The sequence below is a fragment of the Tatumella terrea genome (assembly GCF_039523755.1).
In the GTDB taxonomy this organism is placed as follows: Bacteria; Pseudomonadota; Gammaproteobacteria; order Enterobacterales; family Enterobacteriaceae; genus Tatumella; species Tatumella terrea.
Genome location: NZ_BAAAFX010000018.1, coordinates 19,300 through 40,653 on the forward strand (window position 1 = coordinate 19,300; position 21,354 = coordinate 40,653).

A 21,354-nucleotide genomic window follows, 5' to 3' on the forward strand; every position below is an offset into this window, starting at 1 on the left:
ATACCCGGGGCCTTTTTTCAGGCCGCCACCTCGTCCGGGTCGACCGGACGAGTGCGGGTGACACGAACCAGATCAATCCGGTAGTCCGTGGCTTCTGCGATAGTAAAGCTGAGGTCATCGAGGGTGATCACCTCTCCGACCTGCGGGATCTGCCCCTTCAGGTCGATAAGCCGTCCCGCCAGAGACGCATGGTCTTCCCCCTGGACCACCAGGCAATGAACATCCAGCAACTGTTCTAGCGAGTGCAGGTCCGTCCCGCCTTTCACCAGCCATCCGTCACCGTCGGGAATAATATCCGGCGTTTCGTCTTCGTCCGGGAACTCACCGGCAATCGCTTCCAGCACATCCAGCGGCGTGATCAGTCCCTGAACCACCCCAAATTCGTTGCTGACAATCACACAGCTTCCGCGGGCTCTGCGCAGCACACCGAGCAGATTTATCGGGTCCAGCGTTTCCGGCACAATGATAGCCGGCGTCGCTGCCGCAAACTGAGCCACATCGACCCCATGATCCAGCGCTACCAGCAGTTCTTTCGCCCAGACCACACCAATAATTTCATCCAGCTCTCCCCGGCCGACCGGGAACAGGCTGTGCGGGGTATCCAGTAGCTGCTGACGAATGTCATCGATCGGACTTTCCGCATTAACCCAGGAGATTTCGCCGCGTGGCGTCATCAGGCTACGGATCGAACGCGAGGCAAGGGTCAGTACGCCGGTGATCATATAGCGTTCTTCATCCTTAAACGCTTCGGTCCCGGCGGGTCTGACTTCCGGACGGGCATCCTCATCTGTCGGGTGCTGGCCCCGGTTCCCCCCCATCAGACGTAGGATCACCTCTGCAGTACGTTCCCGCATCGGTCTGCGCGCCTGATGACGGATAAAATTACGCCGTGATATCTGGTTAAAGAACTCAATGATTATCGAGAAGCCGATGGCCGCGTAGAGGTAGCCTTTCGGAATATGGAAACCAAAACCTTCCGCCACCAGGCTAAGACCAATCATCAGCAGGAAGCTGAGGCACAGTACGACCACCGTCGGATGCGCATTGACGAATCGTGTCAGAGGCCGTGAGGCCAGCAGCATGATGCCCATGGCGATGACCACTGCCGTCATCATTATCCACAGATGACTCACCATCCCCACGGCGGTGATCACCGCATCCAGTGAGAATACCGCATCCAGTACCACTATCTGAATAACGACGACCCAGAAACTGGCATAGCTCTTGTTACCGTCATCGGTTTCCGGCCGGTTCTCCAGCCTTTCATGCAATTCTGTGGTGGCCTTGAACAGCAGGAAGATCCCGCCAGCCAGCATGATTAAATCGCGTCCTGAGAATCCGAAACTGCCCACATGGAATAAGGGCTTTGTCAGCGTCACCAGCCATGACATCAGTGACAGCAAAGCCAGTCGCATCACCAGCGCCAGACTCAGGCCGATGATCCGGGCCTTGTCGCGCTGCTTCGGCGGCAGTTTATCGGCAAGGATCGCGATAAAGACCAGGTTATCGATGCCGAGAACAATCTCCAGCACGATTAAGGTCAGCAGCCCTGCCCAGACAGAAGGATCGAGAAAAATTTCCATTAGTGGCTCCTCAGGGACATTAATGTCCTGACCACAGCAGGTCGCCGGCAAACAACCGGTGTTAGCGAAAACTGAACGGGAATTTGTGAGAAAAGAGAACCGGAGGTGTTGCAGTGCAACCCTGAGATGAACATTGAACGACGTCGGTGACGATCCATAACCCGGGCTAAGCCCATTACTCCTGAATAATAAACAGGGTGTTAATGTATCAGTTACAGCAACGCCGTCAAAAATAATTTTTACATTTACAAATTTACTGACATTTATATACGCTTTTCAGCGTTTACGTTGCCATAACCGCAGACGGAAATCCGCCTCGCAGGTAAAGTCTTCAGAGGCAGCCAAAGTTTCACGTACCGTTTCTGTCGCCCGCCAGGCAAAAGGGGTCATTTGTAACAGGTCCAGCGAGGCTTGTGGTTGCAGAGACATCGGATAACTGAGCCGTTGCTCCTGCACACAGTCAAAGGCGTCCAGCGGATGTTCATTTTCCTCATGCAATTTAACGTCCTGATAGATGAGGGCTTTGAGTTGCATCAGATGACGCGATGCCGGAGTCACCGTCAGCAGATAGCCGCCGGGAGTCAGGGTTCTGGCGAGTTCTTCGTCTTTGCAGGGTGCATAAATGCGTAATACCGCGGAAAGACTGTTATCGGCGAAAGGCAGACGATAACTGGAGGCGACACAAAAACGAATCGCTTTATAGCGTTTAGCGGCCGATTTTATGGCAATTTTTGCCACATCCAGGCCATAGATTTCCGCGCCGGGGCGGGATTCAAATGCCGCAGCCATACCGGCGGTATAATAGCCTTCGCCACACCCGATATCGAGGATCCTGACGTCGGGGCCGGGCAAATGTTCTGTCAGCATCGCCGTGACGGCATCACGCAGCGGCTGATAATAGCCGGCATCCAGAAAATTACGCCGCGCCTGCATCATCTCCGGACTGTCGCCAGGAATTTTGGAACCTTTATGTTGCACAGGGAGAAGATTCACATACCCTTCCCGGGCCTGGTCAAACTGATGATTACCGGCGCATCGCCATCCACCCTGCTGCTTTTCAAGCAACTGCTGGCACAACGGACATATAAACACTGCTGTTACCCCACTCATAAAATCAGCGGGCAGTGTACCTGTTCATTGCCGGACTCAAAAGAAAAAACCCCGCTCATTGAGCAGGGTTTCGCAATTCATCCTGTCAGGGGTGACCCTGAAAGAGTGTCGCTTATCAGATTGCAGTAACGTTTACTGCAGCAGGACCTTTCTGACCGTCCTGGATTTCGAACTCAACGTTCTGGCCTTCAGCCAGAGTTTTGAAGCCGTTACCCTGGATTGCAGAGAAGTGTACGAACACGTCTTTGCTGCCGTCAGCAGGAGTAATGAAACCAAAACCTTTAGACTCGTTGAACCACTTAACCTGACCTTTAATCTTTGCCATTTTGCAAATTCCTTAAAATGTTTATTTTGCCCGAAGGCGATATTACAGAAAAACGCGGGACTCACTGAATGAGGCACTAATATTAGGTTCGGCAAAGGAAGCAGTTCTAACGATAACGTCTTTACTCATAACTTCTTTACTGATAATGCCATACATATACAGAATCGTACCTCGATTAATCTATCAATTGTTATCACATATCCTTTAATTAATGGCAAGCCATTTTTAATCCTGAGAGGGAACAATGACGATAATTATTGATATGAGGCACAATTTAGTCTTCCGGAGGTTGCCGCGCTCCCCTGTCAACCGGCGACTTAGCGTCATTCAGTCGCCGGAAACCTCAGCGGATAATACCCTGACGATACTATTTCAGTGATTTTAACAGTGTAATATTATAAATATATAACCGCATCGCCTAATCGCAGTAAAGTGATAGTAATCACTGACATACATTTTTTCTATTGATCTGCAGATTATTCACTCCAAAAATTAACAAAAATAATACCTCTGCAAAACTGTCAGCACGGTTATATTCTTTTTTTATGAAGTAATCATAAATAAAACTTAGTATCACTGACCTGTGAGCGATATTGATTCATTGGTGGACGCCCTTCACCGGGGAAGCAAACTGCCTTGCAGTCAGTCATTCATCAGCCGGGGTATATTGGCATTCTGTTCATCTATGCGGCGTTTCGCTGAGCCTTGTTCACGCGCCGGCTGAATAACCGGTCATTCCGGCGGCCCTTAAGACACAATAATCCGCCGTATTGCGTGGAAAAAATGAGCGAAATGGCAGACTCCCGGCGGTCCGTTTCGCGGATATTTGATAATAATCCGTTGCTCGCCACGAATACCGGCTGCTGCTTCCCCTCGTCAGGACAAACCGCCTCCGTCAGCCTGCTGGCTGCCCGTCTCTCCCTATCACTGAAGCCGGTCAGGCCTGGCCCGGACGATAATTCCCTGATGGAGCGAGCCCCCGGGGTATTCATGGCAGGAGTGATAGCTGGCAGACCCCGTGTCGTAGCCTGTGCAGACCCGCTCTGCCGCTTTTCACGGGGAGGTTGATGCCTGCAAAAGCGCGAAAGCTTGTCGGCTGCGTCGCCGGCCCCAACGGCAGAGGAATGTAAATGAATGATAGTCGCTTTACTGTACAACATGTTACAGGTGTACATAGCGAGGGTACGTGCGGGCCTGTGATTGCCGGATTAATGATAACTGAGTGGTGGCAGGTGGGCCCGAACCGTGGAGATGGACAGAGCGACAGGAAATAAAGAGTGAGCCGCACAGCCGGACAGAGGACTCACGACTCAGGGCTCCACAGGCTCCACAGGCTCCACAGGCTCCACAGGCTCCACAGGCTCCACAGGCTCCACAGGCTCCACAGGCTATTTTCCGGTAAGGCCTGCGCCGGGCAAAGCGTTTTCCGGCAGAACATCGTACATCCGCAGTCTCTGCCCGCCCCGCACAGACAAGGGAGGGATAATGACGGCAGGCGACTGACGCAAATCACCGCCGGTAACGTTGATTACCTGCCCGGGGAAAGAGAACGCCAGAGATAACCGGCAATGTCTGTTCCGGTTATCTCCTTCCCGCTTCCGGTGGCCCCTGGTCTGTTGCGATCAAGGGGTCACCATTGATATTGATTTCGGCTGATTAGCGTTCCGGTACAAATTGCAGGTATTCATTGCCTTCCGGCTCAGCCACCACGGGCGGTTCCCCGGCAACATCCGGTACCACAGGCATATGATATTCAACCAGCCGCTTTAACAGCGCATTCTGCTTTTTTTGTTCCCTGAGCAGTGCCTCGAGCAATTGTATCTTGTCATTGGCTCGAACGCTGGCACGGTTAACAAAGAACCAGATAATCAGCGCAAAAATAACCGCTAACGCGATTAATGCCGGCAGAACAAACGGCCCCGGTCCCGACGTAAAATCATTCATACATTTGCCTCAAAACACCCTGTGTTACTTCATGAGAAACTGAGCCGACATTCTACTCTGCAATAAAAAAATGATCATCCGATGTTATGCACAATTGCGGGAGGGTCTGAAACACTTTCAGTGTTCTCTGATCCCTTTCAGGGAGGGCTTCGCCCATGCTAAAGGTGAGTCAGCAAAGAGTGGATACGGTTCAATCTTTCGGGGATGGAAATGAAATGCTCATACGCAGTCTGCTAATTCTGGCCCTTCTGTGGCTGATCATGTTGTTCTCCGGTTACGGGGTGCTGACCGGGAGCCATAAAATTGCTTTCGGGTTAGGTCTCAGCTGTCAGTACCTGACGGCAAAGGGCATGACGGTATCGCGTTATCTGCACTCGGAGGGAGGGGTCACTGGCAAAGCGGAGTGTCCGCTGTTCAGGAAATATGAGGATGCTCCCCTGTCCGGCGGCGGTTCCCTGAACATCAACTGACCGCCGGCGAACCGGCGGACGAGGGTTACTTCAGATAATCACCACGGCGCAGTGCTTCGATACGCTTGTCCAGTGGCGGGTGAGACATAAATAACTCACTCAGCGACTTCCCTTTCCCGTTAATGCAGAATGCCATCATATTACCAGGCTCCTGTGGCTCATAGCTGGTTTTCAGACGCTGAAGTGCGGCAATCATTTTTTCACGCCCGACCAGTTTTGCAGAGCCGGCATCAGCATGAAACTCACGATACCGCGAGAACCACATGGTGATCAGACTCGCCAGCATACCAAATACCAGTTCCAGGACCGTTGCCACCGCAAAATAGACCAGCGGATTGCCATTACCGTTCTCTTCAGAATCCCGGTCAGAGGACATAAAACCGGAAGCCAGCTGGGCAATGATACGGGAAATAAAGATGACAAAGGTATTCACAATCCCCTGAATCAGCGTCATGGTCACCATATCACCGTTTGCGATATGACTGATTTCATGGGCCAGCACGGCTTCGGCTTCATCGCGGTTCATATTTTGTAAAAGACCGGTCGAGACCGCCACCAGAGAGGCATTCCGGCGTGCACCGGTAGCAAACGCATTAATATCGGGTGCATGATAAACCGCGACCTGCGGCATGGCGATGCCGGCGGCGCGCGCCTGCTGTGCCACCGTATTCATTAACCAGTTTTCGGTTTCATTGCGCGGTTGTTCAATAACTTCACCGCCTACAGAACGTAATGCCATCCATTTAGACATCAGCAGCGAAATAAACGAACCGCCAAAACCAAACAGGCCCGCCATGATCATTAGCCCCTGTACACTGGCGGAGCGGATGCCCGTCAGGCTCAGTATGAGTCCGAACACCAGCATGACGGCCAGGTTCGTTAGCAAAAATAGCGCGATACGCATCATAAACGTTTATTTTCCTCATTATTTACGCAGGTTATCTGCCCCATATCCTATGTGCATTAGCGGGCATTTCAAGCGGCGATTGAGTGTAGCTCCCTGAAAAGACATAACTTTACATTCTGACAGACATATTACGTCAATACTCCCGTCGTTCCTGACAATACACGGGTGAAGTCGTCGTTATTTTTATCTTTGCCAGACGGTTTACGGGCGTCTTACCTGCCCTTCCGTAAAACGTTATCCGTGATAGCCTGTCTCTTCTGAGAGGCTTTACCCGGGGCAGACGTTACTGCCCGAAGCAGCCCTGATTAACCGTCACCCACGGCCGCCCCCGCGAGCACTTAACACCACGACAGGTATTTCGTTACCGCACGTGTCACTCCGGAAAAGCGTTACTGACTGCCAGTAGTCCTTCATAACAATCACTGATAACACAGGGAGCCTCTTGTTAAAGTCACCGCAGGATTTTTCGTTGACCGGTAAATCCCCCAGGCGTTAACGCCCGGGAACTGCCCTGATTAATCGTCATCTACGGCCGCCCCCGCGAGCACTTAATATCACGGCAGGTATTTCGTTACCGCACGTGTCACTCCGGCAAAGCGTTACTGACTGCCAGTAGTCCTTCATAACAATCACTGATAACACAGGGAGCCCCTTGTTAAGGTCACCGCAGGATTTTTCGTTGACCGGTAAATCCCCTAACAGGCGTTAATGCCCGGGAACTACCCTGATTAATCGTTACCCACGCCCGCCCCCGCGATCACTTAATATCACGGCAGATATTTCGTTACCGGACGTTTCATCAGGGCCGGGGACGGCGCTGATTACCTTCCCTGCTCCCCGCTTATCATGTCCCCGGGGCTAAACCGGTCATACTGAGGGCTGTCAGCAGACGAATATTAACTTCCCTGTGGTTTCGTTCCGGAAACTAAAGGCGGCATTAACAGGGGCACAATAGCCGGAGTATGATGGAATACGGGAGCCGGCATTGGGGAAATCGGGTCAGGCGGGTAGTGATGTTACCGGTACAGCGATAACAGAAATAAGTGAGGCGGATCCGACGATAACAGGACCAGAAATGCAGCCGTCGCTGTGGCCAGGCACCACTGAGCAGAACCAGGCCGACGGCCGATGATGTCACGACTAAAAGCAACGGACCTGTTTCCTGTGACTTAACCGGTATCATCAGCCTGCTGACCCGCCAGTGAGTGCAAAAAACTATCGCCGGACTGTCCCTGGTTCCTGCCCTTTCTTCCCGGAACCGAACGGGCTCTGAGAATATAAAAAAAACACCGGATAACCGGTGTTTTTTCAGGCTGACTGCGCTTACTCGCTCGCTTTGGTCGCAGGTGATGCGTCTTCAAGCTGCGCAAGATCGTTGGCAATATCCACCGTCTCATCCAGGTAAGGATCAGGTTCTTTGTAGTCTTTTGGCAACTGATCAAGACTCGCCAGCGGTTTCTTACCTTCTGCCTGCAGACGGGCATTAATGCGGTCCAGACGCAATGCATCATCTTCTTTGTTTTCTTTATCACGCTTAGCATAATTCAGAGAAACAATATCAATTTTGTCCTTCATACTATCGAACCGCTTAATATCCTGCAGGATGTACTGGAATTCGCGATCTTTAGCGATACGGGCATTATGATCGGCCAGCAGTGCCGGCAGATAAGGCTTCAGGTCACCGTATTTCTGGTATTTAGCCGCCGGGATGCTATCCCATGGCAAGGCATTATCTTCGTACTTTTCACCGGTTTTTACCGTTTCAACACCGGTCGGCATCAGCAGATCCGGGGTAACCCCTTTCAGCTGGGTACTGCCACCGTTGATACGGTAGAATTTCTGGATGGTGTACTGGACAGAGCCCAGGGCAGGCCATTCAGGGCGCAGCATCTGGTCATAGATACGGTTCAGTGAACGGTATTGCTGGACGGTCCCTTTACCGAAGGTCGGCTCACCGACAATCAGCGCACGGCCATAATCCTGCATTGCGGCTGCAAAAATTTCAGATGCCGACGCACTGAAACGGTCGACCAGAACCACCAGCGGGCCTTTATAGTAGACAATGCCATCGGTATCACTGTCCTGACGGATCTTACCGGTATTATCACGCACCTGGACGACAGGTCCTGACGGGATAAATAACCCGGAAAGTGACACCGCTTCTGTCAGTGCCCCGCCACCATTGGTGCGCAGATCAATAACAATGCTGTCAACATGCTGTTTTTCCAGTTTCTGCAACTGGATCTTCACATCATCGGTCAGGCCGACATAGAATCCGGGAATATCCAGCACACCGACTTTATGCGTGCCCACGTTGTGCACAGACATCTGCACGGCACGATCTTCCAGACGGATCTTTTCGCGCGTCAGGGTGATGATGCGGGTTTTAGTCCCCTTACCGGCCGGTAGAATCTCCAGGCGAACGCGGCTGCCCTTAGGTCCCTTGATTTTCTCAACCACATCATCAAGGCGCCAACCGATAATATCTTCCATCGGTTTGCCTGGCTCACCAACGGCAACAATACGGTCACCGACCGACAGCAGTTTACTCCGTGCCGCAGGACCGCCGGCAACCATCGAGTTGATCATGACGGAATCATCATCGTCAGACTGCAGAACCGCACCGATACCTTCCAGAGAAAGGCTCATTTCGGTATTAAATTGTTCGGTGTTGCGTGGCGACAGATAGTTAGTATGTGGATCTATCTGATGCGCGAAAGCATTCATCGCCATCTGGAACACATCTTCACTGTTGGTTTGTGTCAGACGACGAATGGCAAATGTATAACGCCGGGTCAGCGTTTCCCGGATTTCCGCCTCGGTCTTACCGGCCAGCTTAAGATTCAGCTCGTCAAATTTGACGCGGGCATCCCACAGACTGTTCAGTTCAGCCTCTGAGACCGGCCACGGTGCCTTGCTGCGGTCCAGGTTGATGCTGTCATGCCCGGTAAAGTCCATCGGGCGCTTCAGGACTTCCAGTGCATACTCATAACGTTCAAAGCGACGTTTCTGCGAAAGATTGAACAGATCGTAGAAAATATCCAGTTTACCGGTTTTAAGCTCATCCCCGACCGTTCCTGCTTTGTCAGAAAATTTAGCAATATCGGACGCCAGTAGCACGTTATGGTTGTAGTCCAGCATGTTCAGATAGCGATCAAAGATTTTTTCTGAAAAAGCACTGTTCAGGTCGATCTGCCGGTAGTGGGATTGCGTGAAACGCGTAGTCACACGTTCACTGACCGTCACATGCTGAGGTTCCTCATGCAATACCGGGATCTGATCTTCGCGGGTAATGGTATCTGACGCGAAGGTCTGGCCTGCAAAAAGCAGGCCAGCAATCATACTTAACTTAAAGGTGTTCATGCCCTGGTCATTCTCCGTTTCAGAACTGCAAGTGTTCTGCGCGTACTATCATTGCCATGCCGGATGCAAGCTGAACCCGAACACCCTCTTTTGATACTTCAAGGACAGTGGCATCCATTGCGTTTTGCCCGGCCTTGACTTTAATAGGCTGGCCTGCGTGCAGTGCAGAAGTATCTGTTACCGGTTTCAGCGGTGCTGCAGCCGGTTTGGCTGAACGAGGGGTAGCAGATTTCTTAGCATTATCGCGAGGTTTGCGTGGCGCATCTGCCGATGGGGTCGCACGGGATGCTGCTTTACGTGGCTTACGGGGTTCGCTGTCGGTTTCACCATTTTCCGCTTTACGGACACGCTGCTGTGCGCGGTGGGCCTGTACACGGGCTTTGGCTTCTTCCAGCTGTTTACGTGCGTGCTCGACATGTTGCTCATCAAGCTCACCGCAGGCGTTGCCATCCAGGTCAACGCGTTTCGCACCGGCTTTGATACCGTGCAGGTAACGCCAGCTGGAGGTATATAAGCGCAGTGCTGAACGCAGCCGGGTTTTACTGATCTGCGATTCTGCCGGTACACGTTCAACAATATCCTGAAAAATACCGATTTTCAGGGGCTTCGCTTCACCTTCAATGCAGAAACATTGCGGGAAACTCTCGGCCAGGAAGGCGATGACTTCTTTACTGCTATTCAACTTAGGTTGATTTTCCATGAAATTTCCTGATTACAACGGTTTTGCCGACCAACGCGGACATGAACAGGCGTCATTATAATGACAACGTTGCTAAATGCTATGCATCCTGTCAATTAGCTGCCGTTCTGTTGCAAAAATCTTTCGATTTCTGTCCCGGGCAGTGCCGCCGACAGGCTTTCGGCCAGCTGACACAGCCCTTTTTCGTCTTCCGCATCGAAGCGGTCATATTCCGTACTATCGATATCCAGTACTCCAATCACCCGGCCATTAACGGTGACCGGCAAGACGATTTCAGAATTACTGGCTGCATCGCAGGCAATATGACCGGCAAATGCATGGACATCTGCCACCCGTTGAACCGCATTTTCGGCCACAGCCGTGCCGCAGACCCCCCGGCCGACAGGAATACGCACGCAGGCAATTTTTCCCTGGAACGGTCCGAGTACCAGTGTGTCAGGTTCACTCAGCAAATAAAATCCGGCCCAGTTAACCCCTGACAACCGCTCAAACAGTAAGGCACTGCAGTTTCCCAGCAGGGCCAGGAATGATGTTTCACCGGAGGTCAACGCGTTGAAATCCCGGTTAAGCTCATCATAAAATGCTTGTTTGCTCATAGACCAACCATATACATTAACAAAGTATTACTTTCTTCCGTATGTTTCTGAATAGCACAAAAACATACACAGGCATAATGAATCAATAGCAGAGTTACTATACTCTTAGCAATCCGTTGTCCGGGAAATCTCTTCACTATCGTCCGCAGTAATATAGCAGACTACCCCTGGGATAATTCAGGATTTTTAACAACTCCACCGGATAACCATAAATTTCGTTTATGAAAATTAACACAATCAGGCCGGCATTATCCCCTGTCGCCGCCCACCGGTGCCCTCAATGTGATCTGGTTTTCAACCTGTCACCGTTAAATGCGCACGAAAGTGCTTACTGCCCCCGGTGTCTGGCTAAAATTGTCAGCGGCAATGCCTGGCCCCTCTCCCGTCTGGTGATCCTGGCCATTGCGATGATGATCCTGATGCCATGTGCTTTCAGCTGGCCATTGATCAGTATCCGTTTGCTGGGCATGAATATCAATGCCAGTGTGCTCGGGGGCATTTATCAGATGGTCTCTGCCGGCAATGTCCTCACCGCGGCAATGGTCACTTTCGGTGCGATTGGCGCCCCCGTCACCCTGGTACTGGCCATTCTCTATCTGCGTATCGGTCACTGGCTTGGCATGAATCTGCGGCCGGTCTTACTGATGCTGGAAAAACTGAAAGAATGGGTGATGCTGGATATTTATCTGGTCGGGATCGCCGTTGCCGCCATCAAGGTGCAGGATTACGCCGCACTGAATGCCGGCTACGGGTTGGCTGCTTTTATTACACTGACCGTACTGAGCCTGCTGACCCTGATCAATCTGAACCCTCAGTCACTGTGGCAAACGTTTTACCCGCAAACGCCCGTCGCTGCCGCCCCGGATAAGATAAGCATCTGTCTGCATTGCCATTTCAGCGGGTTACCCGATCACCGTGGCCGTTGCCCGCGCTGCCATACGCCGCTGGATAAACGTCGCCCCTACAGCTTACAGAAGACCTGGGCGGCACTGATTGCCTCGATTGTGCTGCTTTTCCCGGCCAACCTGCTACCGATTTCGGTGATCTACCTCAACGGCTCTCAGCAGGCCGATACGATCTTTTCCGGTATTTTATCCCTCGGCGCCGGGAACCTCCCGGTGGCGATGGTGGTATTTATCGCCAGTATTCTGGTGCCGTTCAGTAAAGTTTTAATTATGATTTCTCTGCTACTCAGTATCCATTTTCGCTGTGTTCAGGGGCTGAAAACGCGGATCCGCCTGCTCAGAGCCATCAAATGGATTGGCCGCTGGTCAATGCTCGATCTGTTTGTCATTTCGCTGACGATGTCACTGGTCAATCGTGACCAGTTATTAGCTTTTACTATGGGGCCGGCCGCTTTCTATTTTGGCTCCGCCGTTATACTTACCATACTGGCCGCCGAATGGCTTGACAGTCGATTACTCTGGGACGCCCATGCAACAGGAAACGCCGAATATGCCGATTAATTCAGCGGTGACAAAGAAACGCAAGATCTCCCCCTTCTGGTTACTGCCGCTGATTGCCCTGCTGATCACTGGCTGGCTGTTGTGGCAAAACTATCAGGACCGGGGAACGACCATTACCATTAATTTCCAGTCTGCGGACGGTATTGTCCCGGGGCGCACGCCAATCCGCTATCAGGGGGTGCAGATTGGTACGGTCGAAGGGATTATCCTGAGCGATGATTATCGCACCATCCGCATTCGGGCCAGCATCAAGAACGATATGAAAGATGCGTTGCGCCAGAACACCAAATTCTGGCTGGTCACACCGCAGGCTTCACTCGCCGGGGTTTCCGGACTGGATGCCCTGGTCGGCGGAAACTATATCTCGATGATGCCGGGCGACGGTAACCGTCAGGAAAACTTTACCGCGCTCGACTCTCAGCCCCGCTTCAGTACCAACACCACCGGTTTGTTACTGCATCTGAATGCACCGGATCTTGGCTCACTCTCCACCGGCTCTGTGGTCTATTACCGCAAAATCCCGGTCGGTAAGGTGTATAACTACAGCATCAATAATGATAATCACGGTGTCGTCATCGACCTGCTGATTGAACGCCGCTACAGCTCGCTGGTGAAAAAGGATAGCCGGTTCTGGAATGTGTCAGGCGTTGACGCAAGCTTCAGCCTCAGTGGCGTAAACGTAAAAATGGACAGCCTGCCGGCCCTGATCAATGGCGCTATTGCCTTTGATTCACCGTCGGACAGCCAGCCTGCCCGTGCCGATGACCGTTATCAGCTTTATCCGAATCTGGCAGAGAGCCACAGAGGGGTAAAAATTCAGCTGGATCTGCCGGATGGCAACAATCTGACGGCCGGATCTACCCCGCTGATTTATCAGGGCTTACAGGTAGGTACCCTGACCCGTCTGAACCTGGCTGATCCGCAACATGTCAGCGGCGAACTGATTATTGACCCTTCAGTGGCCGGACTGATGCGCAGTGAAACACGTATCGAACTGCATAGCCCGAAACTCGGCCTGACGGATACCTCACTCAGCAGTCTGCTGACCGGAGATACCCTCGAACTGGTGCCTGGAGGGGGACAGCCGCAAACGCGTTTCAGTGTCTATCCCGCCACCCAGACTCTGATGCATACCCCGGGCAGCCTGAACATCCGTCTGAAGGCCTCCGACAGTTATGGCATTGCTCCGGGTCAGCCCGTGGTGCTGAATGGTGTCACTATCGGGACGGTCTCCGAACGGCAACTGACCAATGACGGGGTCAGTTTTATCGTCTCCATCGCGCCGGATTATCGCCGCTTTGTCCATGGCAACAGTAAATTTGTTGCCGACAGTCAGATCCGCGTGAATGTCAGTCCGGACGGTATCCAGATGGTCGGTGCTACCCCGGGCCAGTGGCTGCAGGGAGGCATCCGGCTGGAAGCGGGTGACCGTGGGGCTCCGGCGGCCAGCTATCCGTTGTATGCCGATGCCGGTAAAGCCGCCGAAGGTGTGACCGGTGATAACCCTTCCACCACTCTTACACTGACGGCCAGCAGCCTGCCGGATATCCAGGCCGGGTCGGTTGTGCTTTACCGCCGCTATCAGGTCGGCGAAATTGTGGCCGTGACCCCGCATGCCGATAACTTTGAGGTGGCGGTACATATTTCCCCGGCATACCGTAAGCTGATCACCCGCGATACCGTGTTCTGGGCTGAGGGCGGAGCCCGCGTGCAGATCAATACCAGCGGTATTACCGTGCAGGCGACCCCGCTTAACCGGGCCCTGAAAGGGGCGATCAGCTTCGATAACGTACCGGGCGTCGTACATCAGCAGGGGCAGACACGTACCCTGTTCCCTTCAGAGACAGCCGCCCGCGCCATCGGCAGTCAGATCACCCTGAAGACCTATGACGCCAGCAAACTCTCCAACGGAATGCCCATCCGGTATCTGGGCATTACTATCGGTCAGATAGAATCCCTGTCTCTGAGTGCCGATAATAACCAGGTGCTGGCAAAAGCCGTGTTGTACCCGGAGTATGTGAACGATTTTGCCCGGACCGGCAGCCGGTTCTCGGTGATCAGTCCCGAGATCTCATCCACGGGTGTCAGTCATCTGGATTCCCTGTTACAACCTTACGTTAACGTGGATCCGGGTAAAGGCGCATCAATGCGTACCTTCGAACTGCAGCAATCAACGATCACCGATTCACGGTATCTGAACGGGAAAACCTTCTTCGTCGATGCGCCGGAAGCCGGTTCGCTGACCATCGGTACGCCGGTTCTGTTCCGTGGTGTGGAAGTCGGGACGGTCACCGGTACCTCACTGGGAGCCATGGCAGACCGGGTACAGATTGCGATGCGTATCAGCCAGCACTATCAGTATCTTGTACGCAATAATTCTGTGTTCTGGCTGGCATCCGGCTACTCGCTGAACTTCGGTTTAACCGGCGGTGTGGTAAAAACCGGGACCTTCCAGCAATTTATCCGCGGCGGCATTCAGTTTGCTACCCCGCCAACGGTACCGCTGGCACCGGAAGCCACAGCCAGCAAGCATTTCCTGCTGCTGAGTGAGGCACCGAAAAACTGGCAGCAATGGGGGACTGCAATCCCCCGCTAAGCCGGTGTGATGATAACGGGAAGCAGCGCTTCCCGTTATCATGTTACACTGCGGCATTATTTTCTGACGGAACTCCGCTGTGTCCGATTCATCCCTTTTTTTACCTGACGATTTCCTGGCGCAGATGCAACAACTGCTCGGTGACGGGGCATCTTTTGAAGATTTCAAAACCTATTGCCGGTTACCGCTGCGCCGCAGCATTCGCGTTAATACCCTGAAAATCTCTGTCGCTGCATTTCTGGATAAGGTCGCCGGTTATGGCTGGCAACTGACGCCGGTTCCCTGGTGTGAAGAGGGATTCTGGATCACCCGTGAAGATGAATCCCTGCCACTGGGCAGTGTGGCTGAGCATCTCAGCGGACTGTTTTATATTCAGGAAGCCAGCTCAATGCTGCCGGTTTCCGCCCTGTTTGCCCATTGTGAACGCCCTCAGTCGGTTATCGATATGGCGGCCGCTCCCGGTTCCAAGACCACCCAGATCGCTGCACGAATGGGCGACGATGGTATGATCCTGGCGAATGAGTATTCGGCCAGTCGGGTCAAAGTACTGCACGCAAATATCAGTCGCTGCGGTGTCACCCGTGCGGCTATCACACATTTTGATGCCGCCGTCTTCGGGCCGGCCTTGCCGGAGTATTTTGATGCTGTACTGCTGGATGCCCCCTGTTCAGGCGAAGGGGTTATCCGTAAAGATCCGAAGGCCCTGAAAAACTGGAGCCCGCAGAGCTGTGAGCAGATAGCCGGCACTCAGCAGGGACTCCTGGAAAGTGCTTTTCAGGCCCTGAAACCGGGAGGAACACTGGTCTATTCGACCTGCACCCTGAACCGGCTGGAAAACCAGCAGGTGATCGACTCACTGCTCGCCCGTTATCCGGATGCGGCAGAAGTTGTCCGGCTTGATACCCTTTTCCCTGGCGCAGAACAGGTCGCCACCCCGGAGGGTTATCTGCATGTCTTTCCGCAGATATTTGACAGTGAAGGTTTCTTTGTTGCCTGCCTGCGCAAAACCGGCAGTGTTCCTCCGCTGCCGGCACCGACTTATAAAGTCGGCAAATTCCCGTTTTCCCCGTTATCCCGTAAACAGGCAGAAGAAGTACGTCAGCTGGCGGCCGCTTCCGGGCTTATCTGGCCGGCAGACCTGGAACTCTGGCAACGGGATAAAGAAATCTGGCTTTTTCCTCAAGCGACCGTCCCTTTGTTTGGCCGGATCCGCTTTTCGCGTATCGGAGTGCGGCTGGCAGAAACGTTTGCCAAAGGTTACCGCTGGCAGCATGAGGCGGTGATCGCGCTGGGAAACCCTGACCATTCACTGATCTACACCTTCTCTGATGAAGAAGCAGAAGAGTGGTATCGGGGACGGGATATTCATCCTGACGGTCCGTTACCGGGTAATGAAATGCTGGTGATGCATCACGGACAGCCACTGGGCCTGGCTAAAAAGGTCGGCAACCGGATTAAAAACAGCTATCCGCGGGATTTAGTCAGGGACGGACGTCTGTTCCGCTGACAGTGCCGAAAAAAAGACCGGACACAACTCCAGTGACCGGTCCAGGGAAATGGCTCAGAGAGCCGTGCGCTAAAAAATGATGAGCGGTAACCTATGGCAGTTGCATGGGTTAGTATCAGTAATCATAGTTCAGATCCTGATAATTTCCAGCGCCCCCCTTTTTCAGGCCATCCGGGCAGTCAGTTAATGACCGCACAGCCCGCCGGCTTTATCAATCAGCGGCTGCAGGCTCATCTTTTGCCCGCTGTGTGCTTTATCGTCCAGCACCAGCGGCGCAATAGACTCCCCGCTCGCCAGTCCCTGACTGACTTTCTGTTCCGCCTTTGCATTCAGCGGATAGTTCATCAGAGTGGATGGATTGATCGCAAATAACGACCCATCTTTTTCACAGGTCAGCATGATTTCTTCGCGGTTAAGCGGCCAGGTGGCCTTTCCGGTTTCAAAACGACTCACGGTGATGACCTGGGTCGCCAGCACAGGCGTGCTCAGTGCCAGCAGCAGCCAGGGTAATTGTTTCTTCATTTCAGTCTCAGCCTTTAATATCACATAATAAAACAGAATCAGCCCGGTGACAGTGTAGCAAACAGGCTGACGACCGCGATGGCGCCCAGCGCCAGTCCCATTTCGGCCTGTGTCAGACGAATAAACCGGCGCCGACTCTCTGCCGGAGAGTGCCTGAACCGGGGAACCAGCCAGTAGCGATTCAGTAATGCCAGCGTCACCATACCCGCCACCAGCACACTCTTAACCAGCACCCCCGTTAGCCAGAACGAAAAATGTCGGGGGATCCCGGAGATTAGCAGGGTATTACTTACGCCACTGAGAATAACCAGCGCGACCGCCCAGTGACCATAGCGGGAGAATTTCATCATGGTTAAAACGGCCGTGTTATCTTGCGGGTCCCGCTGTCCTTGCTGCATCAGCAATAAGAGCGGATACAGGCCGCCACACCAGAAAGCGGCGGCGAGCACATGCAGGCTCTGGCTTACCTCTCCTGCCACACCACGCCAGCCATCATGCATCGCGGCATGGCCTGTCATTGCTGTCAGGATCAGTTGCAGTATCAGGGTGACCAGCAGCAGATAACGGGCGGCCTCCCCGCCGGCCCGCAACAGCATGACCGACACGGCGGCAAGGATCATCTCCGGCAGCCAGGCATGGCCGAAACGCGTACCCGCCACCGCTGACCAGATATCAGGCTGACTAAGGGCGGTAATTTCACCGCTCATCATGACCGTCTGCAGTGCAAACAGGGCGATGGCAGAGAACAGTGCCACCCCTGCACTGCTCCGCAGGGCTGGCGATAAGCGTTTTTCCAGGCGGTTTCTGTAACCGGCTGGCGTCAGCAGCATCAGATATGTCAGACATCCGGTCAGCAGCAACAGACTACTGAAATGAAAAAATCGCAGCAAAATGTTTAAAAAATTAGTCACCGTCACTCCGGCTACGGGGTGTAATGAAGCTATAATAACCTGTCTGTATCCACGGATAAAATTCGTTTTTACTGCCTGAGACACCGGATCCCACAGGTAATTTGCCGCCGGTGCGCCGGTTTTCGTCAGGAACACGCTGCTGCCCTGTGCGTATCGGCTTTGCGGAGGCAGGAAAGGGTTGATCGCCCCGACAGAAAACATTATTTTTGCGGCTGATAACATGGAGTCTACGATGAGCTTTAATTTAGCCCTACTCAGTGCAGAAGAAAAAGATCGCATTAATACTGACTTAGCCGCCTCCGGCGTGGCGTTCAAAGAGCGCTACAATATGCCGGTAGTCGCAGAGATTGTTGAGCGGGAACAGCCGGAAGCCCTGCGTGAATATTTCCGGCAGCGGCTGGGCGTTTATCGTCAGACGGCGCTGACCCTTTCCCGCCTGCCTTACGAACCTAAACAGAGAAGCTGATGTTCAGGGTCATTGATACGGAAACCTGTGGGTTAGAGGGCGGCATTGTTGAAATTGCGTCGATAGACGTCATCGACGGAAAGATGATGAACCCGATGAGCGATCTGGTCTGTCCTGACCGGCCCATCAGCTCCCGGGCGATGGCTATCCATCGGATAACCCCGGCAATGGTTGCCGGAAAACCCTATATTGAGGATGTCATCGGTCGTTATCAGGGAAGCCCCTGCTACGTGGCACATAATGCCAGCTTTGACCGCCGGGTGCTGCCTGAAATGGGCGGCGAATGGCTGTGCACGATGAAAATGGCACGGCAACTCTGGCCGGGCCGGAAATACGGTAATCAGGCACTGCGCCACAGTCTGCAACTTGATGTGACGCCACCTGCCGGACTGCATGCCCACAGAGCCCTGTATGACTGTTATGTCACCGCGGCACTGCTACTGCGCATTATGGAAGAGTCAGGCCAGCAGTTAACTGGCCTGCGTACGCTGTCTCAGCCCGCCTCCCGGGACGTGGCCGCCGATATTTTCCCGTTCGGGAAGTACCGGGGTCAGCCGGTCGCCCTCATTGCACGCAAAGATCCCGGCTATTTACGCTGGATGCTGGATAACCTGACAGATCTGCGTCCGGCGTTTCGCCAGACGCTGCAACGCTATCTGAAAGGACAACCCTGAGCCCTCAGTGGCCCAGAGTGCCCTCCGCCAGCCCCAGCAGGAATGCCATTTCCAGCGCAATATCTTCATAGGCTTTAAAACGGCCTGACTTCCCGCCGTGACCTGCCTCCATATCGGTCAGCAGCAATAACAGCCGATCATCCTGTTTAATCTCACGGAGTTTTGCTACCCATTTGGCGGGTTCCCAGTATTGCACCTGTGAATCATGCAGTCCGGTGGTCACCAGTAAATGCGGATAACTGGCCGGGGCAATATTATCGTACGGGCTGTAGGCGCGGATGGTCGCATAATCTTCCGCCCTGTTCGGGTTACCCCATTCATCATATTCACCGGTGGTCAGCGGAATACTCTCGTCCAGCATGGTGGTCAGCACATCCACAAACGGCACCTGTGCAACAACGCCATGATAGAGCGACGGTGCCTGATTGATCACCGCGCCCATCAGTAACCCGCCTGCACTGCCGCCCATAGCGTAGCAGCGGGTAGCCTCCCCGTACCCCTGCGCCAGCAACTGCCGGGTGGCACCGGTAAAATCGCTGAAGCTGTTCTGTTTATTGGCCAGACGTCCGGCGTCATACCAGGCCTGTCCCAGCTCCCCGCCGCCACGGATATGTACCAGCGCATAAACGAAACCACGGTCCAGCAGGCTCAGACGACTGCTGCTGAAATCTGCCTCCATACTGCTGCCATAGGCCCCGTACCCGTATACCAGTAACGGATTTTTACCTGGTGAGAACAGGGATTTCCGATAAACCAGGGAAACCGGAATACGACAGCCATCTTCCATGGTCAGCCACAGATATTCACTTTGATAGTGTTCACTGCTGAAGCCTTTGACCGCCGATTGTTTCAGGATCTGGCGTTCACCGCTGTCCAGATCCAGCTGATAAGTGGTGGCCGGGGTGGTCATCGACGAGTAACCGTAACGTAATTGTGAGGTTTCCGGTGACGGGTTATACCCAAGCCAGGCTACCCGCGTAGGGTCATCGAAGGTAATCTCCCGTGTTTCATCCCGAAAGCGGTGATACTGTGTCAGGCAACTCAGTCCATTTTCACGTTCCCCGGTGACCAGCCAGTCACGGAAGATCTGAAAATCTTCCAGCACCCGATGTTCACGGGCAGGCAGCAAGGTTTGCCAGTGTGATTCCTGAGGTGTCGCCTCTTCTGCCATAAACAACGCAAAGTTGATCCCTGCCGAATTTGAACGGATATAAAAATGGTTCTGATAGTGGTCAAGGTCATACTCATGGTCTTCCCGGCGCGGCAGGAAGCAACGGGCGGGTGCGGACGGCTGTCCTGCATCCACCAGCCAGATCTCGCTGGTCGTCGTGCTATCGATAATGATTTCAATAAACGCTTCGGACGTGGTTTTCCCCAGGCTGACATAAAAACTATCATCCGATTCCTCATACACCAGCTGGTCATCGGTGACCGGGGTATCGGTCTCGTGACGCCACACCTGCCACGGCAAAAGTGTGTCGGGATCCTGCCGGACATAGAATAAGGTTTTGCCGTCATTGGCCCATATCAGCGAAGGCGACACCCCGGTCAGTACCTCCGGCAGCCAGCAGTTTTGCTGTAAATCATACAGGCGGATCTCATACTGACGTCGGGACAGAAAATCTTCAGCCACCGCCATCAGCCGGTTATCAGAGGTAATATCCAGCGCCCCGAGATTATAAAACGGATGATTTTTCGCCCGCTGATTACAGTCAATCAGACATTGCCAGTCCGGCTGTAATCCCTCTTCATCGGCCGCACGGAACCAGAGTGGATACTCCCCCCCTTTTTCGTAGCGCTGCTGATAAAGATAACCATTCTTGCAATAAGGCACCGAGTGATCCTTTGGCGGGATCCTGGACACCATTTCTTCATAAAGTTTCCGCTCCAGCGGCGCCACGTCGGATAGCTGTTGCCGGCAGTAGCTGTTCTCAGCCTGCAGATAAGCCAAAACGTCAGGATCCGAGCGCTCGTCATCCCTGAGCCAGTAATAATTATCGACACGGGTTTCGCCATGAAGGGTCATGGTATGGGGGTGTTTCGCTGCTTTAGGTATTGTCATTCTCTTTTCCTGGTCATCGTATGGCCTGTCCACCGGGGCCAGCCATTCAGGGAGGGTCCCGGGCTGCGTGTGACTGGCTATGACGGTATCATTCTGGCGATTTCTGCGCGCCGCCGGGTGCCTGTCTGCCCGTTTATGTGACAACGTCACCT

General features: G+C 53.4%; 19 protein-coding genes. 6 read left to right on the plus strand and 13 right to left on the minus strand.

Annotated features, from left to right (window positions below; translation table 11 throughout):
• Window positions 1-17: 17 nt before the first annotated feature.
• The 6 genes from ABD035_RS13335 to ABD035_RS13355 form a co-directional block, all read right to left on the minus strand.
• Window positions 18-1,583: a TerC family protein gene (locus tag ABD035_RS13335; protein ID WP_343870710.1), complete on the minus strand. Its 1,566-nt coding sequence runs from the start codon at window positions 1,581-1,583 to the stop codon at window positions 18-20.
• 276 nt (window positions 1,584-1,859) lie between these two features.
• Window positions 1,860-2,675, minus strand: a complete 816-nt coding sequence (rlmA, locus tag ABD035_RS13340; protein ID WP_425579726.1) for a 23S rRNA (guanine(745)-N(1))-methyltransferase — start codon at window positions 2,673-2,675, stop codon at window positions 1,860-1,862.
• A 133-nt stretch (window positions 2,676-2,808) separates the two neighbouring features.
• A complete protein-coding gene (cspE, locus tag ABD035_RS13345) occupies window positions 2,809-3,018 on the minus strand; it encodes a transcription antiterminator/RNA stability regulator CspE (RefSeq protein ID WP_001062678.1) in 210 nt (69 codons plus the stop codon).
• 42 nt (window positions 3,019-3,060) lie between these two features.
• Window positions 3,061-3,174 (minus strand): DUF2627 domain-containing protein, encoded by a 114-nt coding sequence (locus ABD035_RS17680; protein ID WP_111678560.1) that lies wholly within the window; start codon window positions 3,172-3,174, stop codon window positions 3,061-3,063.
• 1,147 nt (window positions 3,175-4,321) lie between these two features.
• Complete coding sequence (locus tag ABD035_RS13350; protein ID WP_343870712.1) at window positions 4,322-4,456, minus strand: hypothetical protein; 135 nt, start codon at window positions 4,454-4,456, stop codon at window positions 4,322-4,324.
• 218 nt (window positions 4,457-4,674) lie between these two features.
• Window positions 4,675-4,962: a YebO family protein gene (locus ABD035_RS13355; RefSeq protein WP_212712559.1), complete on the minus strand. Its 288-nt coding sequence runs from the start codon at window positions 4,960-4,962 to the stop codon at window positions 4,675-4,677.
• A 215-nt stretch (window positions 4,963-5,177) separates the two neighbouring features.
• On the opposite strand from ABD035_RS13355, the gene ABD035_RS13360 reads away from it, so the two are divergent.
• Window positions 5,178-5,432 (plus strand): YobH family protein, encoded by a 255-nt coding sequence (locus ABD035_RS13360; protein ID WP_343870713.1) that lies wholly within the window; start codon window positions 5,178-5,180, stop codon window positions 5,430-5,432.
• A gap of 25 nt (window positions 5,433-5,457) precedes the next feature.
• Here the strand turns inward: ABD035_RS13360 and htpX are convergent, their stop codons facing one another.
• The 4 genes from htpX to ABD035_RS13380 form a co-directional block, all read right to left on the minus strand.
• Entirely contained in the window at window positions 5,458-6,339 is an 882-nt protein-coding gene (htpX, locus tag ABD035_RS13365; RefSeq protein WP_343870714.1) for a protease HtpX, read from the minus strand.
• A 1,323-nt stretch (window positions 6,340-7,662) separates the two neighbouring features.
• Window positions 7,663-9,702 (minus strand): carboxy terminal-processing peptidase, encoded by a 2,040-nt coding sequence (gene prc, locus ABD035_RS13370; RefSeq protein WP_343870715.1) that lies wholly within the window; start codon window positions 9,700-9,702, stop codon window positions 7,663-7,665.
• A gap of 19 nt (window positions 9,703-9,721) precedes the next feature.
• On the minus strand, window positions 9,722-10,402 hold the full coding sequence (gene proQ / locus ABD035_RS13375) for an RNA chaperone ProQ (protein WP_343870716.1): 681 nt from the start codon (window positions 10,400-10,402) through the stop codon (window positions 9,722-9,724).
• A 95-nt stretch (window positions 10,403-10,497) separates the two neighbouring features.
• Window positions 10,498-10,998 carry a GAF domain-containing protein gene (locus tag ABD035_RS13380; RefSeq protein WP_212712554.1) on the minus strand — a complete coding sequence of 167 codons (501 nt, stop codon included), beginning with the start codon at window positions 10,996-10,998 and terminating at the stop codon, window positions 10,498-10,500.
• A 221-nt stretch (window positions 10,999-11,219) separates the two neighbouring features.
• Here ABD035_RS13380 and yebS point away from each other — a divergent pair, with 221 nt between their 5' ends.
• The 3 genes from yebS (at window position 11,220) to rsmF (ending at window position 16,567) form a co-directional block, all read left to right on the plus strand.
• Complete coding sequence (yebS, locus tag ABD035_RS13385; RefSeq protein WP_343870717.1) at window positions 11,220-12,464, plus strand: membrane integrity lipid transport subunit YebS; 1,245 nt, start codon at window positions 11,220-11,222, stop codon at window positions 12,462-12,464.
• Window positions 12,433-15,060 (plus strand): PqiB family protein, encoded by a 2,628-nt coding sequence (locus ABD035_RS13390; protein WP_343870719.1) that lies wholly within the window; start codon window positions 12,433-12,435, stop codon window positions 15,058-15,060. Before yebS ends, ABD035_RS13390 begins: the two co-directional genes overlap by 32 nt.
• 79 nt (window positions 15,061-15,139) lie before the next feature.
• On the plus strand, window positions 15,140-16,567 hold the full coding sequence (gene rsmF, locus ABD035_RS13395) for a 16S rRNA (cytosine(1407)-C(5))-methyltransferase RsmF (RefSeq protein ID WP_343870721.1): 1,428 nt from the start codon (window positions 15,140-15,142) through the stop codon (window positions 16,565-16,567).
• Window positions 16,568-16,750: 183 nt separating this feature from the next.
• On the opposite strand, the gene ABD035_RS13400 is transcribed toward rsmF, so the two are convergent.
• The gene (locus ABD035_RS13400; RefSeq protein ID WP_343870722.1) at window positions 16,751-17,089 is read right to left on the minus strand and encodes a DUF2511 domain-containing protein; all 339 of its coding nucleotides are present in this window, start codon (window positions 17,087-17,089) and stop codon (window positions 16,751-16,753) included.
• Window positions 17,090-17,127: 38 nt separating this feature from the next.
• Window positions 17,128-18,000, minus strand: coding sequence for a copper homeostasis membrane protein CopD (gene copD, locus ABD035_RS13405; RefSeq protein WP_343870723.1), 873 nt, complete (start codon window positions 17,998-18,000; stop codon window positions 17,128-17,130).
• 232 nt (window positions 18,001-18,232) lie between these two features.
• Between copD and ABD035_RS13410 the strand changes: the two genes are divergently transcribed.
• A complete protein-coding gene (locus tag ABD035_RS13410) occupies window positions 18,233-18,466 on the plus strand; it encodes a DNA polymerase III subunit theta (RefSeq protein ID WP_212712548.1) in 234 nt (77 codons plus the stop codon).
• Window positions 18,466-19,140, plus strand: coding sequence for an exodeoxyribonuclease X (exoX, locus tag ABD035_RS13415; protein WP_343870724.1), 675 nt, complete (start codon window positions 18,466-18,468; stop codon window positions 19,138-19,140). Before ABD035_RS13410 ends, exoX begins: the two co-directional genes overlap by 1 nt.
• Before the next feature lie 4 nt (window positions 19,141-19,144).
• Here exoX and ABD035_RS13420 read toward each other — a convergent pair whose 3' ends face one another.
• Entirely contained in the window at window positions 19,145-21,202 is a 2,058-nt protein-coding gene (locus tag ABD035_RS13420; protein ID WP_343870725.1) for a S9 family peptidase, read from the minus strand.
• Between the last annotated feature and the right edge of the window lie 152 nt (window positions 21,203-21,354).

Coding starts and splice junctions, on each gene's coding strand:
- ABD035_RS13400 (WP_343870722.1), bottom strand. CDS start 17,089: ATGAAGAAACAATTACCCTGGCTGCTGCTGGCACTGAGCACGCCTGTG.
- ABD035_RS13350 (WP_343870712.1), bottom strand. CDS start 4,456: ATGTTCTGCCGGAAAACGCTTTGCCCGGCGCAGGCCTTACCGGAAAAT.
- ABD035_RS13335 (WP_343870710.1), bottom strand. CDS start 1,583: ATGGAAATTTTTCTCGATCCTTCTGTCTGGGCAGGGCTGCTGACCTTA.
- exoX (WP_343870724.1), top strand. CDS start 18,466: ATGTTCAGGGTCATTGATACGGAAACCTGTGGGTTAGAGGGCGGCATT.
- yebS (WP_343870717.1), top strand. CDS start 11,220: ATGAAAATTAACACAATCAGGCCGGCATTATCCCCTGTCGCCGCCCAC.
- ABD035_RS13380 (WP_212712554.1), bottom strand. CDS start 10,998: ATGAGCAAACAAGCATTTTATGATGAGCTTAACCGGGATTTCAACGCG.
- proQ (WP_343870716.1), bottom strand. CDS start 10,402: ATGGAAAATCAACCTAAGTTGAATAGCAGTAAAGAAGTCATCGCCTTC.
- prc (WP_343870715.1), bottom strand. CDS start 9,702: ATGAACACCTTTAAGTTAAGTATGATTGCTGGCCTGCTTTTTGCAGGC.
- ABD035_RS13410 (WP_212712548.1), top strand. CDS start 18,233: ATGAGCTTTAATTTAGCCCTACTCAGTGCAGAAGAAAAAGATCGCATT.
- htpX (WP_343870714.1), bottom strand. CDS start 6,339: ATGATGCGTATCGCGCTATTTTTGCTAACGAACCTGGCCGTCATGCTG.
- ABD035_RS13390 (WP_343870719.1), top strand. CDS start 12,433: ATGCAACAGGAAACGCCGAATATGCCGATTAATTCAGCGGTGACAAAG.
- cspE (WP_001062678.1), bottom strand. CDS start 3,018: ATGGCAAAGATTAAAGGTCAGGTTAAGTGGTTCAACGAGTCTAAAGGT.
- ABD035_RS13355 (WP_212712559.1), bottom strand. CDS start 4,962: ATGAATGATTTTACGTCGGGACCGGGGCCGTTTGTTCTGCCGGCATTA.
- ABD035_RS17680 (WP_111678560.1), bottom strand. CDS start 3,174: ATGTATGGCATTATCAGTAAAGAAGTTATGAGTAAAGACGTTATCGTT.
- ABD035_RS13360 (WP_343870713.1), top strand. CDS start 5,178: ATGCTCATACGCAGTCTGCTAATTCTGGCCCTTCTGTGGCTGATCATG.
- ABD035_RS13420 (WP_343870725.1), bottom strand. CDS start 21,202: ATGACAATACCTAAAGCAGCGAAACACCCCCATACCATGACCCTTCAT.